The organism is Microtetraspora malaysiensis, from assembly GCF_001528665.1.
GTDB classification, from domain to species: Bacteria; Actinomycetota; Actinomycetes; order Streptosporangiales; family Streptosporangiaceae; genus Microtetraspora_A; species Microtetraspora_A malaysiensis.
Map to the genome: position 1 here is coordinate 22,152 of NZ_BBYJ01000004.1, position 17,189 is coordinate 39,340.

Consider the following 17,189-nt stretch of genomic DNA (forward strand, 5'->3'; position numbering starts at 1 on the left):
CACTTTGGGAACGCTCCCACCTCCCTGCCGGGGCACGACGGCGCTGTGAGAGGGTCGTTCCCCGCAGACGGAGGAGATCGCGGGCCAGCGGCGGTCCCTCCCGGACCGAGAGGAGCCCGATGGGTACCGCACTCGTCACCGGAGCGTCCCGGGGGCTCGGCGCCGCCATCGCCGAGCGGCTCGCCGCCGACGGCTGGGACGTCGCCGTGAACTACGCCCACGACACCGCCGGGGCGACCCGCGTCGTCGAGCGGATCCACGCCGGCGGCGGCTCCGCCCGGCTCGCCCGCTTCGACGTGACCGAGGAGGAGTCCGTACGGCGGGGCATCGCCGAAATCGGCCAGGTGGACGTCCTGGTGAACAACGCGACCGGCCCGCAACCCCTGCTGCCGGTCGAGAAGCAAACCTGGGACGACCACCTGGACCAGCTTCGGTTCTTCGTGAAGGCGCCGCTGCTCATCCTGCAGGCCGTACTGCCCGCGATGCGGGAGGCGGGCGCGGGCCGGATCGTCAACATCGGCAGCGAGGTCGCCGACCTCGGCAACCCGGAGTTCGGGCACTACGTGTCGGCGAAGGCCGCGATGCACGGCCTCACCCGCTCCTGGGCACGCGAGCTCGGCCCCTACGGGATCACGGTGAACACCGTGGAGCCGGGGTGGATCCCGGTGGAGCGGCACGCCGGCCTGTCCACGGCGGACTTCGACGCCTACCTGGACGGAGTGGCCGCGGGCCACATGGGAGCGCCGGCCGACGTCGCCGAGGCCGTGGCCTTCCTCGCCTCCCCCCGCGCCCGTTTCGTCACCGGGCAGCGCCTCGCGGTCAACGGCGGCAAGACAATGACCTGAGGCGTCCCTGAGACCGGGACCGGCGAATCCCCGCCCGTTTCAGGGTGATCCCCGATGGCCGCGACCGCCGGCGTGCAGCAGGCTCAGTTGTGATCCCCCATACCCGCTCCGGCGGCGGCGTGGGGGCGAGCAGCACGCCGGTGAGGAGTTGTGGAACGGTGAGCGGAACGGGTGGGCGGATCGCGGTCGCGGGTCCGATCCTCGCTCTCAGCGTCATGATCTGGCTGCACGTCGCCTACCCCGGCGCCGTGGACCCGCTGGTCGCCCCGGTCGCCGGCTACGCCTGGGTGAAGGGGGCCGGTCCCCTGCTCGCGCTGGGCGTCCTCTCGCTGACGGCGGGCATCGCCGGACTCGTCAGCGCGCTGGCCAGGGTCGAGCCGGCGCGGAGCGCGGCGGCGCGGGTGCTGCTCACGGGCGTCGCGGTGGCGCTGACGCTGGCCGCCCTGTGGCCGGTCGACGCCTCCGAGATCCACCGCTGGTCCATCGCGCTCGTCTTCACCGGCCTGCCGTGCGCGGCCTGGATCCTGGCCAGGCAGACCAGGGCGCTGCCGGGCTGGCGGACGGCCGGCCGGGTGCTCGACGCGGTCAGCCTGGGCTCCGTGCTCGCCCTGGCCGCGTATCTGCTGGGCCGTCCGGGCTCCCCCGTCGCCGAAACGATCGGCGGCGCGGCGTTCTACGGCCTCGCCGAGCGAGCCCTGGTGATCTCCGACGTCGTGCTCGTGCTCGCCATGGCGGCGGCGGCCACGCGCGGTCGTCCGGCCCGCGCCGTACCGTCCACCCCCTCTGGGTCGCTCGCCAGGGGAAACATCCGCTAGTGTCCCGGCATGTCCGAGGCGTACTTCCCCCGTGTCCAGACCGTCACGGGCGCCCTGCCCGTCTCACTGATCGAAGGACCCGTCCTTCCGGGTGAGCACCTGCGCACCGACACGCGCTGGGGCACGAGCGGCGACTCCGACCCGTACCGCTGGCTGGACGAGGAGACGCACGTCACCTCCGAGCTGGCCGAGCTGGGCCGGGAGCGGGGGCTCGCCCTGGTCGTCGAGCACAGCTGCCTCGGCATGGAGCGTGATGTGACGGCCCTGGCGCGGATCGCCACGGCGGCCAGGGTCGCGGTCGTCGCCGCGACCGGGTTCGCCCCGGAGCCGTTCAGCGGCGACCTGATCCGCCGGTACGGCGTGGACGACCTCACCGCCGACCTGCTCAAGGAGATCGGGACCGGCCTCGACGGCACCGCCGCCCGGCCCGGCGTCATCGTGGCCGCGACATGGGGCGAGCAGCCGACCGCGGCCGAGGCGCGCGCCCTCACCGCCGCCGCGCGGGCCTCGGCCCGCACCGACCTCCCGGTGGCCGCCGACGGCCTCGGCGTCCTGGAAGCCCTGCTGGCCGAGGGTGTCCCGCCCACCCGGCTGAGCGCCCGCTCGACCGACCCGCTCGTCCAGCGCAAGATCGCCGAGGCGGGCGCGTACGTCGGGGTGACCGAGGCCGAGCACGCGCTCGCGCTGGTCGAGGCGGGCCACGCGGCACACGTCCTGCTGAGCAGCGGCGTGTCCCGGCAGGGGCACCTGCGGGACTACGGCGGGCACGGGTACGGCCGGCTGTTCGACGAGGTCGTCCCCGCGATGCGCGCCGCCGGGATCGACGACAGCACGCTGGAGCTCATCACCTGCCGCAACACGCTGCGCTGGCTCACCGGTCTCGACCGCTAAGTCGTGTCTGACACGGCGTCCTACGCTCCTGGATGGAGCGCAGGACGCCGCCGCGTGCCGTCAGGAGTCGAAGCCGAGCCCCATCGCGTCGAGGGTGCGCAGCCACAGGTTGCGCCGCCCCTCGTGGGCGTCGGCCCGCGCGATCGACCAGCGGGTGAGCTGGATGACCCCCGACCGCGCCGGCTCGGGCGGGAACGGCACCGGCTTGGTCCGCACCATGCGCAGCCGGGTCCGCTCGGTGCTCTCACCGCCGAGCAGGTCCAGCATGACGTTGGCCCCGAACCTGGTGGCCCCCACCCCCAGCCCTGTGTATCCCACCGCGTACGCCAGCCGGGAGCGGTAGGCGGTGCCGTAGAAGGCGGCGAACCGGCTGCAGGTGTCGATCACACCGCCCCACCTGTGGGTGAAGCGGACGCCGTCGAGCTGCGGGAACGTGGTGAAGAAGTTCCGCGCCAGCTTCTCGAAGGTCGCGTCCCGCTGGTCGTACCCGTCCTTGATCAGGCCGCCGTTGTGATAGACGGCGTCGTAGCCGCCCCACAGGATCCGGTTGTCGTCGGTCAGCCGGTAGTAGTGGAACTGGTTGGCCGAGTCGCCGATGCCCTGCCGGTTCCGCCAGCCGATCTCGGCCAGCTTGTGGTCCGGCAGCGGCTCCGTCATCAGGACGTAGTCGTACACCGGGACCAGGAAATGCCGCAGGCGGCGCAGCAGCGGCGGGAAGACGCCCGTGCCCAGGGCCACCCGGCGGGCCCGGACGGTCCCGTGCGGGGTGACGATGTCCAGCCGCTCCCCGGCGTCGGAGACGGACCTGGCCGGGGTGTGTTCGAAGACGCGCACTCCCATCCGGAGGCAGGCGTCCCGCAGGCCCCACGCGAGCCGCGCCGGGTCCACCATCGCGACGGCGTCCCGCTCCCACAGCGCGCCGAGGTAGGTGGGTGAGTTCACCTCCGCGCGCACCTGGTCGCGGTCCAGATAGACGGGCTCGGAACCGAGGTCGCGGGCGGCGCGCTCGGCCTCGCGCAGCCCCTCGAGCTGCCACTCCTCGGTGGCGACGTTCATCTCCCCGGTCCGCTCGAACGAGCAGCGGATGCCGTACCGCTCGACGGTCGCCTCGATCTCGTCGAGGTTCTCCTGCCCGAGGCGCTCCAGGGTGGGAAGCTCGTCGGGCCAGCGGGCCAGGCCGTTGAGCAGGCCGTGGGTGAGGCTGGCGGCGCAGAAGCCCCCGTTGCGTCCGGAGGCGGCCCAGCCGATGCTCTTGCCCTCCAGCAGGACCACGTCCCGCGAGGGGTCTCGCTCCTTGGCCATCAGCGCGGTCCACAGACCGGAGAATCCACCTCCGATGACGGCCAGGTCGGCGGTGGTGTCGTTCGTGAGCCACGGTGACGGCTCCGGTGCCCCTGGCCGGTCCAGCCAGTACGGCGTGCGCTCCGCGTCAGCAAGCGCCTTCAGCGGATCCACAGATTTCACTTCCCTACGTGTCACGTGTTGATTGGTTGCGTGGCCCCGAGACGGCCGGTCACGCGCGGGATCCCCCTCGCTCCGATCTCACCTCTCCCTGAGTGCCTGTGACGTGGACGTGGTTGAGCCCCCTCGCCGGGCGAGGGGGCTCAACCGGGGTCTAGCGGCGGCGGCGCGCGATGAGCGCGTTGCCGAAGGCGATCAGCAACCCGGCCGCGAAGATCAACGTACCCATCACGTTGACCTGCGGCGGGATGCCCACCCGCGTGGATCCCCAGATCCACAGCGGGAACGTGACCGTGCCGCCCGAGTTGAAGTTGGTGATGACGAAGTCGTCGATGGACAGCGCGAACGCCAGCATCGACCCGGCCAGCACGCCCGGGAAGATCATGGGCAGCGTCACCAGCCGGAACGTCGTCCAGGTGCCCGCGCCGAGGTCCCGGGCCGCCTCCTCCAGGGAGGCGTCCAGCGTCATCACCCGCGCCCGCACCGTGATGGCCACGAACGAGATCGAGAACATCACGTGCGAGATCACGATCGTCCAGAAGCCGAGCGGGACGGCGAGGGTGACGAACAGCGACAGCAGGGACGCGCCCATCACGATCTCGGCGCAGGAGATGGCCGCGAACATGATGACGTTCATCGTCCCGGAGCCGCGGAAGCGGTACCGGCCGAGCGCGAGGCCGATGAGCGAGCCGAGCACACCCGCGATCAGCATCGTCAGCACGGCGATGAGCAGCGAGTTCACCAGCGCCTGGGTCAGGTCGCCGATCTCGAAGAGCTTGCCGTACCACTTCAGGGTGAAGCCCTGGAACGTGCTGTTGTAGCGGCCCTTCGTGTCGTTGAACCCGAAGAGGACCATCACCCCGATGGGGACGACCAGCCAGGCGATGACCAGCCAGGTGTAGATCTGCAGCCAGCGGCCGCGAAAGAGCCTCATCGTGCCGCCACCTCCAGCACGTCCTCGGTGCCGAGCGCCTTGGCGTAGGCGAAGATGCCGACCAGCAGCAGCGCCATCAGGGTGAACGACAGCGCCGAGGCCGTCGGGTAGTCCTGTGTGACGAGGTACTGGTTCTGGATGACGTTGCCGATCATCGTGGTGTTCGTGCCGCCGAGCACCGAGGCGTTGACGTAGTCCGAACTGGCCGGCACGAACGTCATCAGCACCCCGGCGAACACGCCGGGCAGCGACAACGGGAGCACCACCCGGAGGAACGTCTGGAACTTGTTGGCGTACAGGTCGTTGGCCGCTTCCAGCACCCGCGGGTCGATCCGCTCCAGCGCCACGTACATCGGCAGCACCATGAACGGCAGGAAGTTGTACGCCAGGCCGCCGATCACCGCGTACGGCGTGGCCAGGACGCGGAAGTCGTGGGGCAGCAGCCCCAGGTCCTTCAGCGGGCCGAGCAGCATGCCGTTGTCCGACAGCAGGAACTGCCACGAGATCGTCCGCAGCACGAACGACACGAGGAACGGCAGCAGCAGCAGGAAGAGGTAGACGGACTTGTGCCGACCGCCCTTGAACGCGATCCAGTACGCCACGGGGAAGCCGATGACGATCTGAATCAGAGTCGCGGCCAGGCCGTAGACCAGCGAGCGGATGATCTGGTCGTGGTAGTTCGTCAGCCCGTCGACGTACGACTGCCAGTTCCAGGTGAAGACGAACCCGTCGGCCACGTTGCCCGACTGCAGCGACAGCGACAGCATGACCACGGTGGGGACCACGAAGAAGATCGCGAGCCACACACCGCCGGGGAAGATCAGCGCGTACGGCGTCAGCGCCGCCCTCAGCCTTCTCATGAGGTCGTGATCGGCTGGAAGATGCCTTCGAACTTCTTCTGCTCGGTGGCGTCCGCGAGCGTCCGGTAGGTGCGCAGCTTCGCGTACACGTCGGCGCTCGGGAACACCAGCGGGCTGTCGGCGATCATCTCGAGCGTCTTCTTGTCCTCGCCGGTCGCCTTCGCCGCGTCGGCGCGAATGATCTCCTGCGCCGCCGGGACCGGCGGGACGTAGTTGATGTACTCCGCCATGCTGGCCGCGATGGCCGGCTCGTAGAAGAAGTCGATGAGCGTGATCGCGTCCACGGGGTTGGCGGCCGTCTTCGGGATCATGAAGTTGTCGGTCCAGATCGTGGCGCCCTCATCGGGGATCACGAACTTGAGGTCCGTGCCGTCGGAGAGGTTCTTCTGGAAGACGTCGCCCGACCACGCCTGGCAGAGCCAGATGTCACCCTTGGCCAGCGGGTCGATGTACGACTGGTCGTAGTACTTTCGGACGATCCCGGAGTCGCGCTGCTGCCGGAGCTTCTCCGCGGCCTTCTCCCAGTCGGCCGGAGTGGACTTCTCCGGGTCGATGCCCAGCGCGAACATGCCGAAGTTGGCGATCTCCTGGGAGTCGGACATCATGCCGACCTTGCCCTTGTACTTCGGATCCCACAGCGCGGCGTAGCTGGTCGGCGGGGTGTCGATGTACTTGGGGTTGTAGGCGATGCCGGTCATGCCCGAGGCGTACGGCACCGTGAACACGTTGCCGGGGTCGAACGACTCGTTCTTGTACCGCTCGCCGACGTTCTTGGTGAAGTTCGGCAGCTTCTCGTGGTCGAGGGGCACCAGGTAGCCGAGCTTGATGAGCTGGGTGAGCTGGATGCTGTTGGTGACGACCATCAGGTCGTAATCGATGGACTGCCCGGCGGCGAGCTGCGGCTGGATCTTGGCGAACCAGCTCGTGGTCTCCTGGATGACCTCCTTGTAGGTCACCGTGATACCGGTCTGCTCGGTGAACTTCTTCAGCTCGGGGTGGTCGGGGTCCATGTAGAGGGGCCAGTTGGCGAAGTCGATGTGACCGTTCTTCACCTTGCCGGCCCAGTACTTCTCCACTTCGGACTGCGCCTCGGCGGAGGAGGTCGGGCGGGCCACGCCCTTTCCCTTCACCCCGCAGGCAGCGAGAGCGAGACCGGCGGCGGAGAAACCGGCCACCCGGAAGGCGTCGCGACGGCCGAGGCGGCGCTGGGTCAGACCCCGGAGGAACGACGGGTCCGGTGTTGAGGGGTTGCTCATGGGGTTCTTGCTCCCGTGTCGAGAGGTGTTACTGCAGCGCGTAGGAGTGCTGCGGCTGCCACGACAGCCAGACCGTGTCGCCTCGTTCGGCCGTGGTGGTGCTGTCGTGCGCGTTCTGCTGGAAGACGGTGATCTCCGCCCCGCCCGCCAGGGCGACCGCGTAGCTGTTGGAGGTCCCGAGGTAGACCACCTCGGAGACCGTCCCTTCCACCATGCTAAGGTCGCCTTCGGGCCGTTCGGTGGAGATCGTGATCTTCTCCGGGCGCACGGTCAGCTCGACGGTGTCATCCTCGGCGACGGTTTCCCTGATCGGCACGACGACCCGGTCATCGGGGCCGAGCGCGAGCACGGCGGAAGATCCGTTCACCGCTCGCACGACGCCGCTGAGCAGGTTGGACGTCCCGATGAACCCCGCGACGAACTTGGTCGCGGGCCGCTCGTAGATCTCCCGGGGGCCGGCGAGTTGTTCGACGAGACCGTCGTTCATGACGGCGATGCGGTCGCTCATGGTGAGCGCCTCGCTCTGGTCGTGCGTCACGTAGACGAACGTGATGCCGACCTCGCGCTGGATCCGCTTGAGCTCGATCTGCATGTGCTGGCGCAGCTTGAGGTCGAGCGCGCCGAGCGGCTCGTCGAGGAGGAGCGCGCGCGGCCGGTTGACCAGGGCCCGCGCGAGCGCGACGCGCTGCTGCTGGCCGCCGGACATCTCCCGGGGACGCCGTTTCTCGCGGCCGACCAGGTCGACGATCTCCAGAATTTCGCCGACGCGGCGCCGGATCTCGCCGTCCGGCACCTTCTTGCGCTTGAGTCCGAACGCGACGTTGTCCCAGACGTTCATGTGGGGGAAGAGCGCGTAGGACTGGAACACCATGTTGACGTCACGCTTGTTCGGGGGAACGTTCGTGACGTCCTGGCCGTGGAGCCGGACGACGCCCCGGGTGGGCTCCTCGAAGCCCGCGATCATCCGCATCGAGGTGGTCTTGCCGCACCCCGACGGCCCGAGGAGGGAGAAGAACTCCCCCTCGCCGATGGTCATGCTGACGCCCTTGACGGCCGGTACGACCTCGCCGTGTGAGACGTACTCCTTCACGACCTCGTCGAGCTCGATGGCGGGCACCTGGTCGGAGGTAGCCTCGCCGGCTACCCCCGCACCCGCCTGGATCTCTGTCATTCCAGGCATATCCCTCTTTCAGGAGGCCGTACGGTCGCGCCGCCCGGCCTATTCACCGATGTAGTGCATCACGTGCTTGACGCGCGTGTAGTCGTGCAGTCCGAAGACCGAAAGGTCCTTGCCATAGCCCGAGTGCTTGAAGCCGCCGTGCGGCATCTCCGACACGAACGGGATGTGGGTGTTGACCCAGACCACACCGAAGTCGAGGCGCTTGGACATGCGCATCGCCCGGCCGTGGTCGGAGGTCCACACCGAACCCGACAGGCCGTACTTGACGCCGTTGGCCTTGGCCAGGGCGTCCGCCTCGTCAGAGAACGTCTGGATGGTCATGACGGGGCCGAAGACCTCGTTCTGCACCATCTCGTCGTCCTGCTGGAGGCCGTCGACGACGGTCGGCGCGAAGAAGTAGCCCTTCTCGCCGACGCGGTGACCGCCGGTGAGCACCTTGGCGTGCTCCGGCAGCCGCTCGAAGAAGGACGAGACGCGCTCAAGCTGGCTGGCGTTGTTGAGGGGGCCGAAGTAGGCCTCCTCGTCGTCCAGCCCGCCCAGCCGGGTGGCCGCGGCGGCCTCGGCCAGCGCGGCGGCGAACTCGTCGTGGATGCTCTCCTGTACCAGCACGCGGCAGGCGGCGGTGCAGTCCTGGCCGGCGTTGTAGAGACCGGCTCCGGCGATCGCCTCCGCGACGGCCTTGATGTCCTTGACGTCCTCGAAGACCACGACCGGGGCCTTGCCGCCGAGCTCCAGGTGGACGCGCTTGAGGTCGTCGGCGGCCGAGCGGGCGACGGCCATGCCGGCGCCGACCGAGCCGGTGATCGCCACCATCGACGCGGTGGGGTGACCCACCACGAGGCTGCCGGTCTCCCGGTCGCCGGTGACGACGTTGAAGACGCCGGCGGGGAGGACGTCACCGATGATCTCGGCGAGCTTGACGGTGGAGACCGGGGTGGTGTCCGACGGCTTCAGGACGATGGTGTTGCCCGCGGCGAGCGCCGGCGCGATCTTCCAGACCGCCATCATCATCGGGTAGTTCCACGGGGTGACCTGACCGATGACCCCGATCGGCTCGTGCCGGATCATCGAGGTGTGGTCGGCGAGGAACTCACCCGCGGTCGGGCCTTCGAGGGTCCGGGCGGCACCGGCGAAGAAGCGGAAGTGGTCCGCGGCGATGGGCGTCTCGTCCTCCGCCATGCGGGCGCGCGGCTTCCCGGTGTTCCGGCACTCGGCCTCGTTGATCTCGTCGGCCCGCGCCTCGATCGCGTCGGCGATCTTGAGAAGCAGGGTGGAGCGCTCCGCGGGAGTGGTCTGACCCCACGTCTCGAAAGCGGCGGCGGCGGCCGCATAGGCCGCGTCGACGTCCTCCTGGCCCGAGATGGGGGCCTGAGCGTAGACCTCACCGGTGGTGGGGTCGATCACATCGGAGAAGCGGCCGCTCACGGCGTCGACGAACTTCCCGTTAACGAAGTTCTGCAGACGGGTGGTCACCCTTGACCTCCTGGAGGTGTGCTGGTTGTCGCGACTCTGACAGAATAACTTGGCCTTAACAAGGGATTTCGTGGCGAAGATACCAAACTGCTACGAAATCGCTTGACAGGAACGATGGAACTGACAGCATGTAACACCAGGAAGGCAACATGTCAGGAACCGCCCCGTAACGGGGGCGTCAGGCCTGACTCGACCCCTCCGAGAGAGGAACTCCCCCGGGATGACGACTCCACCCAAGGTACGCTCGACCGCCAAATCCGGTCCGGTGGTGCTGGACGACATCTCCAAGCAGATCGTCGAGCAGCTCCAGATGGACGGGCGCAAGCCGTACGCCGCCATCGGCAAAGCGGTGGGGTTGTCCGAGGCCGCCGTGCGACAGCGCGTGCAGCGCCTGCTCGACCAGGGCGTCATGCAGATCGTCGCGGTGACCGACCCCCTGACGCTGGGCTTTCCCCGCCAGGCGATGATCGGCATCAAGTGCGAGGGCGACCTCGACATCGTCGCGCAGGAGCTCGCCTCCATAGAGGAGATCGACTACGTCGTGCTGACGGCCGGTTCCGTCGACATCATGGTCGAGGTGGTCTGCGAGGGCGACAGCCACCTCCTGGAGATCCTCGGCAAGATACGGGCGATCCCGACGGTGCGGGCGACCGAGACCTTCGTCTACCTCAAGCTCCACAAGCAGACCTACACCTGGGGCACCAGATAGGCGCGCCAGCCGGCCGGGATTTGGCGAGAATTCTGGCTAGACTGAGCACATGACGAAACTGCCTCTCAGCGAGGCGCGCGACGCCCTGTCGGCACTGGTCGATCAGGTCGAGCGCACGCATGACCGCGTCACCATCACCCGTCATGGCCGCCCTTCGGCGGTTCTCATCTCGGCCGAGGACCTCGACGCTCTGGAAGAGACTCTCGACGTCCTCAGCACCCCCGGCGCCCTGGCTGAAATCCGCGCCGCCCAGGAGGAGATCTCCCGGGGAGACGCAGTCGACGCGGCGGGCATCGCGGAGATCATCGCCCGCCGCAAGGAAGCGGAGAGATGACATCCGCCGACGCGACCCGATACGAGATACGCCTCGCCGCGTCGGCGGCCCGGAAACTGGAAACCGGGCCGCCGAATGGCTTAAGCCTCTCTGCGGCCGCCGCCGTGGCGGAGTTCCTCTCGGGACCGCTACTCGACGATCCGTACCGCTTGGGAAAGCCGCTGCGTGGAAAGCTCGTGGGGCTTCTCTCCGCCAGGCGTGGAGCGTACCGGGTCGTCTACTCGGTGGACGACGACAAGGGCCTCGTCCACGTCGTCCGCATCGACCACCGGTCGGACGTCTACCGCGTCTGACACCGTCATCCGCTCAGGACGTCTTGTTGAGGGCGAGGAGGCTGACCAGGTCGTAGGCGACGTGCGAGGCCGCGACCGAGGTGATCTCGGCGTGGTCGTAGGCCGGGGCGACCTCCACCACGTCCGCGCCGACCAGGTTGGCCCCGGCCAGGCCGCGCAGGATCTCCAGCAGCTCGCGGCTGGTCAGCCCGCCCGCCTCCGGCGTCCCGGTGCCGGGCGCGTGCGCCGGGTCGAGCACGTCGATGTCGATCGACAGATAGAGCGGCCGCTGCCCGATCCGCTGCCGCAGCGCGTCCACCACCTCGTCCACGCCGCGCCGCATCACGTCGGCGCTGGTCACGACGCCGAACCCCATCCGCCGGTCGTCGTCGAGGTCCTTCTTGGCGTACAGCGGGCCCCGGGTGCCGACGTGGCTGAGCGCCTCGGTGTCCAGGATGCCCTCCTCCACCGCGCGCCGGAACGGCGTGCCGTGGGTGTACTCGGCGCCGAAGTAGGTGTCCCAGGTGTCGAGGTGGGCGTCGAAGTGCAGCAGCGCGATCGGGCCGTGGAGGCGCGCGGCGGCGCGCAGCAGCGGCAACGCGATGGTGTGGTCGCCGCCGATGGTGACCAGCCGCGTGCCGTCCGCGGCCAGGGCGGAGGCGGCCTCCTCGATGGTCTCGACGGCCTCGTTGATGTTGAAGGGGTTGCAGGCGATGTCGCCGGCGTCGGCGACCTGCTGGGTGGCGAACGGCGAGACGTCCAGGCCGGGGTGGTAGGGCCGCAGCAGGCGGCTGGCCTCGCGGACCGCCGAGGGGCCGAACCGCGCGCCGGGACGGTAGGAGACGCCGGTGTCGAACGGGACGCCAACGACCGCCACGTCGGCTCGGTCCACCTCGTCCAGGCGGGGCAGCCGGGCGAAGGTCGCCGGGCCGGCGAAGCGCGGGACGCGGGAGGAGTCGACGGGCCCCCGAGGCTCGGTCATTCTTGGTCAGTCCTTTCGCAGGATGGGGTCGGAACAGGTGTCATGCGGCGCATGTGGCACGCGCGGTCTCACCCGTGCCACGGCGCGTACGGGCGCACCGTCCGCGCCGCGCAGGCGCAGCGGCAGCAGGGAGACCTCGATCTCGTGGCCCGCCCCCTGGTGGTCCACGAGCCGGTCGAGGTGCCGCAGGTTCTCGGCGATGACGGCGTGCGCGCCGCACAGCACGCGGTGGGCGGGGAAGTCCTCCGCCGGGGTGGGGTCCACGCTCAGCGCGTCGATCCCGACGGTCCGGATGCCCGCCTCGACGATCAGTTCGGCCGCTTCCCGGGTGAGGTACGGGTGCGCGAGGTAGTCCTCGCTCCCCCACAGCGACGCCCAGCCGGTGGCGATCAGCAGGATCGTCCCGGCCCGGAGCCGCGGGGCCACGAGGGCGGCGGGGATCGGGGAGCGGGGAGGCAGGCCGCGCGCGTCGACGACCTCCGCCGGGCCGACGAAGCGGTCGAGCGGCAGCTCGTCGAGGGTGGGGAGCCCGTCGCCGACGTGGTACGGCGCGTCCACGTGGGTGCCCGACTGCGACCCGAGATGCAGGCCGAGGACGTTGACGCCCTCGGCCGCCACGGTGAGCGCGGCCCGGACCTCCACCTCCGGGTCGCCGGGATAGACCGGCATGCCGGTCTCGATCGGCACCGACAGATCGATGATCATGCTGTCTCCCCGGGCGGCGGCTGTGCCTGATGCGGCGACACGCCCTACGCCTCGGCCAGGGCCGCGCCGGCCTCCACGATAGGCGGCACCGGCGTGTCGGCCGCGCGCACCAGACGCGGGCCGGCCGGGCCGTACACCGCGCGCGGCTCGGGGAAGACGAAGAGCAGGCCGAGGTAGAGGAGCACGGCGAGCGCGAGGCCGAGCGGCAGCGAGATGTCGATGCCGCCGGCGAGTTCGCCGAACGGCCCGACGAACTGGCCGGGGATGTTGGTGAACAGGACGGCCGTGAGCGCCGAGCCGAGCCAGGCGGTCATGCCGCGCCAGTTCCAGCCGTGCGTGAACCAGTAGCGGCCGCCGCTCTGCCGCCGGTTGAAGACCTGCAGCGCGTCCGGGTCGTACCAGCCGCGCCGGGTGACGTAGCCCAGGATCATGATCACCATCCAGGGCGCGGTGCAGGTGATGATGAGCGTGGCGAAGGTCGAGATGCTGGTGGTCAGGTTCGCGGCGAACCGGCCGATGAAGATGAAGACGATGGACAGCGTGCCGATGAACACGGTCGCCTGCACCCGGCTGAACCGGGAGAAGACGCTGCAGAAGTCCAGGCCGGTGCCGTACAGCGAGGTGGTGCCGGTGGACATGCCACCGATCAGTGCGATGAGGCAGACCGGGAGGAAATACCACGCGGGGGCGATCGCGAGCAGGCCGCCGACGTAGTTCGGCGCCGCCGGGTCCAGGTACGGCGCGGCCTTGGTCGCGATGATCGACGCGGTGGACAGGCCGAAGAAGAAGGGCAGCACGGTCGCGATCTGGCTGAGGAACGCGGCGGTCATCACGCGCTTGCGCGGGGTCGAGGCGGGGATGTACCGCGACCAGTCCCCCAGGAACGCACCGAACGAGACCGGGTTCGACAGCACGATCAGCGCCGCGCCGATGAAGGACGGCCAGAACATCGGATCGGCCGTGGACGCGAACGTCCCGGGGTACGACGGGTCGAAGTCACCCGCGAAGGCAACGACGCCGAGGACGAACAGCGCCGAGGCCGCCACCACCGCGATCTTGTTGATGAAGAGCATGAAGCGGAAGCCGTACACGCAGACCGTGAGCACGAGCGCGGCGAAGACGCCGTACGCGACGGCGTAGGTCAGGTCGGTGTCGGGCAGGCCCGCGAGCCGGTTCGCGCCGCCGACCAGGGCGTCGCCGGAGGACCACACCGAGATCGAGAAGAACGCGATCGCGGTGAGCAGGGACAGGAAGGAGCCGACCACCCGGCCGTGCACGCCGAGATGCGCCGAGGAGGAGACGGCGTTGTTGGTGCCGTTCGTCGGTCCGAAGACCGAGAGCGGCGCGAGCAGCAGCGCGCCGACGAAGAGGCCGAGCAGCGTCGCCGCGAGCCCCTGCCAGAACGACAACCCGAACAGGATGGGGAACGCGCCGAGCACGCAGGTGGCGAAGGTGTTCGCACCGCCGAACGCCACCCGGAAGAGGTCAAGTGGCCGCGCCGTGCGGTCGGCGTCCGGGATGCGTTCGACCCCGTATGTCTCGATCTCGGTGATGGGCGGCGCCTCGGCCACGGCTTCTCCTCTGAGGGTTGCAGGACGCGAGGTTCCTGGTCAGCGTGGTAATCCCAGCAAGTTTCGGCGAACCCGACCTCGACGACAATTGGGGCAGACACGGAGAAGCGCCGCGCGGGTTGTGGCCCACGACAAGGGGCCCGGGATGCTGGACCCGCCATTCGACGCTACCTTCGGGGAACCGGGGTGGAAGCACTCGCGATTCGCCGGCGGCGTTCCACGACTATGAGATAACTCACGCGAAAGCCCGGTCGCCTTTCTCGTCGAGGCGACCGGGCTTCTCTTTTTCAACATGACGAACTGTAATAACTTCTGCCTCCTCGTTCCCTTTTCCGCCCGCCCGCCGTGGAAGGCCGCGGGCGGGCGGAAAAGGGCGCCGGGAGGTCAGCTCATCCAGTCGGCGTTGCGCGCCCGGCGGGACGCGATCATCGCCTCCAGCTCCGCCTCCTCGCGCAGCTCGTGCGACGACGGCGACAGGAACACCGCCAGGAGCAGGGCGATGGTGAGCAGGCCGACGCCGACCATCAGGGGGAGCAGGAAGTCCACCGCCTGCGCGCCCGCCAGCGCGGCCTGCGGCTCCACGGGCTGGACGCTCAGCGCCAGCATGCCCGCGTAGTGCATGCCGTTCAGCAGGAGACCCGCCACCAGGGCGGAGCCGATGACCGGAACCGGGCCCCGCGCGCGCCGGGCCGACCGGAGGACGACGAAGGCCGCCGCCACGGCGACGAGCACGGAGACGGCGAGAAACACCGGGTTGGCGCTCACCTCCGCCGACATCGTCATCGCCTTCATGCCGATGTGCTGCGCGCCCGCCACGCCGAGCCCGGCCAGCAGGCCGCCCGCGGCCAGCGCGCCGCCCCGACCTCCCCCGAGGAACGCGCAGGCCAGACCGGCCCCGGCGGCCACGATCGCCACCAGCGCGGACAGGACCGTCAGGGCCACGTCGTAGCGGATCGGGGTGCCCTCGACCCGTACGCCCAGCATCCCGACGAAGTGCATGACCCAGACACCGGTCCCGCCGACCGCGAACGCCGCTCCGGCCAGCCACCACAACCGCGACATGCCCGCGACGGAACGCGCCCGCCCCGCCATCAACAGGCCGATCAGCGAGCCGAGCACGGACATCACGTACGCCAGGGCGGGCGTAATGAAGCCATGCGAGAAAAGATCAATGTTCGACACGAAAGTACTCATTTCAGGGAGATCATCGGCGACATGATGGCGAGGGCCCGGCCGGCACCTGATCACCGGGTCGCCGTTTACCCCCCGAAAAATGCCATTTCTGGCGGCGTTTCGCGCTTCAGAAGGGGCGCACAGGCGAATTCACTGACAATATGGAGCGCGATTTTGCATTTTGTCGGAGCCCCGGGCGTGGCCACGCGCCCCGTCAGGACGGCACCCGCGGGGTGTCGCGCGGCCACGGAGAACTAGCGTGGAGTTGTGGGCGACAACAAGCTGACGGTGGAGGACCTGGTCCGCTTCCCCGCCCTCCAGCTCCGGGTGCTGGCCGGTGAACGCGGCCTCGACCGCTCGGTCTCGTGGGCGCACGTGAGCGAGCTGGAGGACCCGACGCCCTGGCTGCTCGGCTCGGAGGTCATCATGACCACCGGCATCGGCGTCCCCCGCGGCGGCGCCAGGCAGCGGGCGTATCTGCACCGGCTCGACGACGCGGGCGTGGCCGCCCTCGCGCTGAGCGCCGGGCTCCACGTGCCGCCACTCCACCCGGCCTTCTTCGCCGCGGCCGAGGAGCGCGGCTTCCCGGTCCTGGAGGTCCCGCTGGCCGTGCCGTTCATCGCCGTCGCGCAGGAGGTGGCCGCGGCGGTGCAGGAGGACGCCCGGCAGCGGCTCGGCGCGCAGTTGCAGGTGTTCGGCGCGCTGCGCTGGCTGGCCGCCGAACGGCTCGATCCCGCGCAGCTCTTCCGGCGGCTGGAACGGCTGTCGGGATACGACGTCTACCTGAGCACCCCGCAGGGGCGGCCGCTGTTGCCCGGTGTGCCCGTCCCGCCGGACATCGCGTCGCTGCCGCCGTCCGTGGACGCCCCGCCGACCATCCCCGGCGGCTTCGCGGTCCCCGTGAACGCCCCCGGCGGCCCGGCCGGCTTCCTCGTGGCCTTCGAACGCGAAGGGGCCCGGCCCGCCGGGCTGGCCGTCGTCCAGCACATCGCCACGGTCGCGGCGCTGCAGGTCGCCATGGTGCGCCACGAGCGCGAGACACTGCGCCGCCAGGGCGCGGAAACCCTGGCCGAGCTGCTCCAGGACGTGCTGGACCCGGCCACCGCGCGGCGCAGGCTGACCCGGATGGGGATGTCACCCGACCGGGACGTGGTGCTCCTGGTGGTCAGGAACGTCGACGAGGACGCGGTCGTCCGGGCCCTCGACGAGCACCCCCACCTGATGCTCGGGCTCCACCCCGACCTCTACGTGCTCGCGCACGACCCGGCGCCGCTGCGCGAGATCCCCGGTGTCGCGGCGGGCGCGAGCCGTCCCCTTCCGCCGGGCTCTTCGCTCAAGGTCGCCCAGCGGGAGGCGCGGTGGGCCGCCGCCCGCGCCGCCGAGTCCGGCCAGCCCCTCGTGTCGTACGGCGACGACACGACCGGCCGGTGGCTGCCGGAGGACCCGGGCGTGCTGGCCGGCCTGGTCGAGCACGTGCTCGGCGACGCGCTGCGGTACGACGCCGCGCACGGGTCCGAGCTGATCGCCTCGGTACAGACGTGGATGGAGCGGGACCGGCGCACCGACGACGCCGCGCGGGCGCTGCACATCCACCCCAACACGCTGTCGTACCGGCTGCGCCGCTTCAGCGCGCTGACCGGCCGCGACCTGACCGCGACCGGCGAATTCGCCGAGGTGTGGCTGGCCATCCGCGCCGCCCAGCAGCTCGGCCGCATCCCCTGACCTCCG

Annotated in this window: 17 protein-coding genes; 7 read left to right on the plus strand and 10 right to left on the minus strand. The window is 70.0% G+C overall.

Features of this window, described 5'->3' with window-relative positions; translation table 11 throughout:
- Positions 1-119 precede the first annotated feature (119 nt).
- From AWQ71_RS00105 to AWQ71_RS00115, 3 genes are all read left to right on the plus strand, one after another.
- Positions 120-845, plus strand: coding sequence for an SDR family oxidoreductase (locus AWQ71_RS00105; protein ID WP_067124567.1), 726 nt, complete (start codon positions 120-122; stop codon positions 843-845).
- Between the two features lie 158 nt (positions 846-1,003).
- Positions 1,004-1,660, plus strand: a complete 657-nt coding sequence (locus AWQ71_RS00110; RefSeq protein ID WP_067124570.1) for a DUF998 domain-containing protein — start codon at positions 1,004-1,006, stop codon at positions 1,658-1,660.
- A gap of 9 nt (positions 1,661-1,669) precedes the next feature.
- A complete protein-coding gene (locus tag AWQ71_RS00115; protein ID WP_067124573.1) occupies positions 1,670-2,551 on the plus strand; it encodes a phosphotriesterase family protein in 882 nt (293 codons plus the stop codon).
- Positions 2,552-2,611: 60 nt separating this feature from the next.
- Here AWQ71_RS00115 and AWQ71_RS00120 read toward each other — a convergent pair whose 3' ends face one another.
- The 6 genes from AWQ71_RS00120 to AWQ71_RS00145 all read right to left on the minus strand — a co-directional run bounded on the left by AWQ71_RS00120 (position 2,612) and on the right by AWQ71_RS00145 (position 9,715).
- Entirely contained in the window at positions 2,612-4,006 is a 1,395-nt protein-coding gene (locus tag AWQ71_RS00120; protein ID WP_084258230.1) for an NAD(P)/FAD-dependent oxidoreductase, read from the minus strand.
- Between the two features lie 160 nt (positions 4,007-4,166).
- Positions 4,167-4,946: an ABC transporter permease gene (locus AWQ71_RS00125; protein ID WP_067124579.1), complete on the minus strand. Its 780-nt coding sequence runs from the start codon at positions 4,944-4,946 to the stop codon at positions 4,167-4,169.
- A complete protein-coding gene (locus AWQ71_RS00130; RefSeq protein WP_067124581.1) occupies positions 4,943-5,806 on the minus strand; it encodes an ABC transporter permease in 864 nt (287 codons plus the stop codon). Before AWQ71_RS00130 ends, AWQ71_RS00125 begins: the two co-directional genes overlap by 4 nt.
- Complete coding sequence (locus AWQ71_RS00135) at positions 5,803-7,062, minus strand: polyamine ABC transporter substrate-binding protein (RefSeq protein ID WP_067124583.1); 1,260 nt, start codon at positions 7,060-7,062, stop codon at positions 5,803-5,805. The genes AWQ71_RS00130 and AWQ71_RS00135 overlap by 4 nt, the downstream gene beginning before the upstream one ends.
- A 28-nt stretch (positions 7,063-7,090) precedes the next feature.
- Positions 7,091-8,233 carry an ABC transporter ATP-binding protein gene (locus AWQ71_RS00140; protein ID WP_067124586.1) on the minus strand — a complete coding sequence of 381 codons (1,143 nt, stop codon included), beginning with the start codon at positions 8,231-8,233 and terminating at the stop codon, positions 7,091-7,093.
- A gap of 48 nt (positions 8,234-8,281) precedes the next feature.
- A complete protein-coding gene (locus tag AWQ71_RS00145) occupies positions 8,282-9,715 on the minus strand; it encodes a gamma-aminobutyraldehyde dehydrogenase (RefSeq protein ID WP_067124589.1) in 1,434 nt (477 codons plus the stop codon).
- Positions 9,716-9,935: 220 nt separating this feature from the next.
- Between AWQ71_RS00145 and AWQ71_RS00150 the strand changes: the two genes are divergently transcribed.
- The 3 genes from AWQ71_RS00150 to AWQ71_RS00160 are packed head-to-tail and all read left to right on the plus strand — an operon-like array spanning position 9,936 to position 11,051.
- Positions 9,936-10,424, plus strand: a complete 489-nt coding sequence (locus AWQ71_RS00150; RefSeq protein WP_067124592.1) for an Lrp/AsnC family transcriptional regulator — start codon at positions 9,936-9,938, stop codon at positions 10,422-10,424.
- A 49-nt stretch (positions 10,425-10,473) separates the two neighbouring features.
- Positions 10,474-10,758: a type II toxin-antitoxin system Phd/YefM family antitoxin gene (locus AWQ71_RS00155; RefSeq protein ID WP_067124595.1), complete on the plus strand. Its 285-nt coding sequence runs from the start codon at positions 10,474-10,476 to the stop codon at positions 10,756-10,758.
- Positions 10,755-11,051, plus strand: coding sequence for a type II toxin-antitoxin system RelE family toxin (locus AWQ71_RS00160; RefSeq protein WP_067124598.1), 297 nt, complete (start codon positions 10,755-10,757; stop codon positions 11,049-11,051). Before AWQ71_RS00155 ends, AWQ71_RS00160 begins: the two co-directional genes overlap by 4 nt.
- Before the next feature lie 13 nt (positions 11,052-11,064).
- Here the strand turns inward: AWQ71_RS00160 and speB are convergent, their stop codons facing one another.
- From speB to AWQ71_RS00180, 4 genes are all read right to left on the minus strand, one after another.
- Complete coding sequence (gene speB / locus AWQ71_RS00165) at positions 11,065-12,012, minus strand: agmatinase (RefSeq protein WP_067124601.1); 948 nt, start codon at positions 12,010-12,012, stop codon at positions 11,065-11,067.
- A gap of 6 nt (positions 12,013-12,018) precedes the next feature.
- Positions 12,019-12,717: a cyclase family protein gene (locus AWQ71_RS00170; RefSeq protein WP_067124604.1), complete on the minus strand. Its 699-nt coding sequence runs from the start codon at positions 12,715-12,717 to the stop codon at positions 12,019-12,021.
- Positions 12,718-12,761: 44 nt separating this feature from the next.
- Positions 12,762-14,288, minus strand: a complete 1,527-nt coding sequence (locus AWQ71_RS00175) for a purine-cytosine permease family protein (RefSeq protein WP_067124607.1) — start codon at positions 14,286-14,288, stop codon at positions 12,762-12,764.
- Positions 14,289-14,672: 384 nt separating this feature from the next.
- Positions 14,673-15,470, minus strand: a complete 798-nt coding sequence (locus tag AWQ71_RS00180; protein WP_067124610.1) for an MHYT domain-containing protein — start codon at positions 15,468-15,470, stop codon at positions 14,673-14,675.
- A gap of 258 nt (positions 15,471-15,728) precedes the next feature.
- On the opposite strand from AWQ71_RS00180, the gene AWQ71_RS00185 reads away from it, so the two are divergent.
- Positions 15,729-17,183, plus strand: coding sequence for a PucR family transcriptional regulator (locus AWQ71_RS00185; RefSeq protein ID WP_067124613.1), 1,455 nt, complete (start codon positions 15,729-15,731; stop codon positions 17,181-17,183).
- Positions 17,184-17,189: the final 6 nt, after the last annotated feature.

What these genes read in the sequence shown, in the direction of transcription:
- AWQ71_RS00105 (WP_067124567.1), top strand. Translation starts at nt 120, where the DNA reads ATGGGTACCGCACTCGTCACCGGAGCGTCCCGGGGGCTCGGCGCCGCC.
- AWQ71_RS00115 (WP_067124573.1), top strand. Translation starts at nt 1,670, where the DNA reads ATGTCCGAGGCGTACTTCCCCCGTGTCCAGACCGTCACGGGCGCCCTG.
- AWQ71_RS00125 (WP_067124579.1), bottom strand. Translation starts at nt 4,946, where the DNA reads ATGAGGCTCTTTCGCGGCCGCTGGCTGCAGATCTACACCTGGCTGGTC.
- AWQ71_RS00130 (WP_067124581.1), bottom strand. Translation starts at nt 5,806, where the DNA reads ATGAGAAGGCTGAGGGCGGCGCTGACGCCGTACGCGCTGATCTTCCCC.
- AWQ71_RS00135 (WP_067124583.1), bottom strand. Translation starts at nt 7,062, where the DNA reads ATGAGCAACCCCTCAACACCGGACCCGTCGTTCCTCCGGGGTCTGACC.
- AWQ71_RS00140 (WP_067124586.1), bottom strand. Translation starts at nt 8,233, where the DNA reads ATGACAGAGATCCAGGCGGGTGCGGGGGTAGCCGGCGAGGCTACCTCC.
- AWQ71_RS00150 (WP_067124592.1), top strand. Translation starts at nt 9,936, where the DNA reads ATGACGACTCCACCCAAGGTACGCTCGACCGCCAAATCCGGTCCGGTG.
- AWQ71_RS00155 (WP_067124595.1), top strand. Translation starts at nt 10,474, where the DNA reads ATGACGAAACTGCCTCTCAGCGAGGCGCGCGACGCCCTGTCGGCACTG.
- AWQ71_RS00160 (WP_067124598.1), top strand. Translation starts at nt 10,755, where the DNA reads ATGACATCCGCCGACGCGACCCGATACGAGATACGCCTCGCCGCGTCG.
- speB (WP_067124601.1), bottom strand. Translation starts at nt 12,012, where the DNA reads ATGACCGAGCCTCGGGGGCCCGTCGACTCCTCCCGCGTCCCGCGCTTC.
- AWQ71_RS00170 (WP_067124604.1), bottom strand. Translation starts at nt 12,717, where the DNA reads ATGATCATCGATCTGTCGGTGCCGATCGAGACCGGCATGCCGGTCTAT.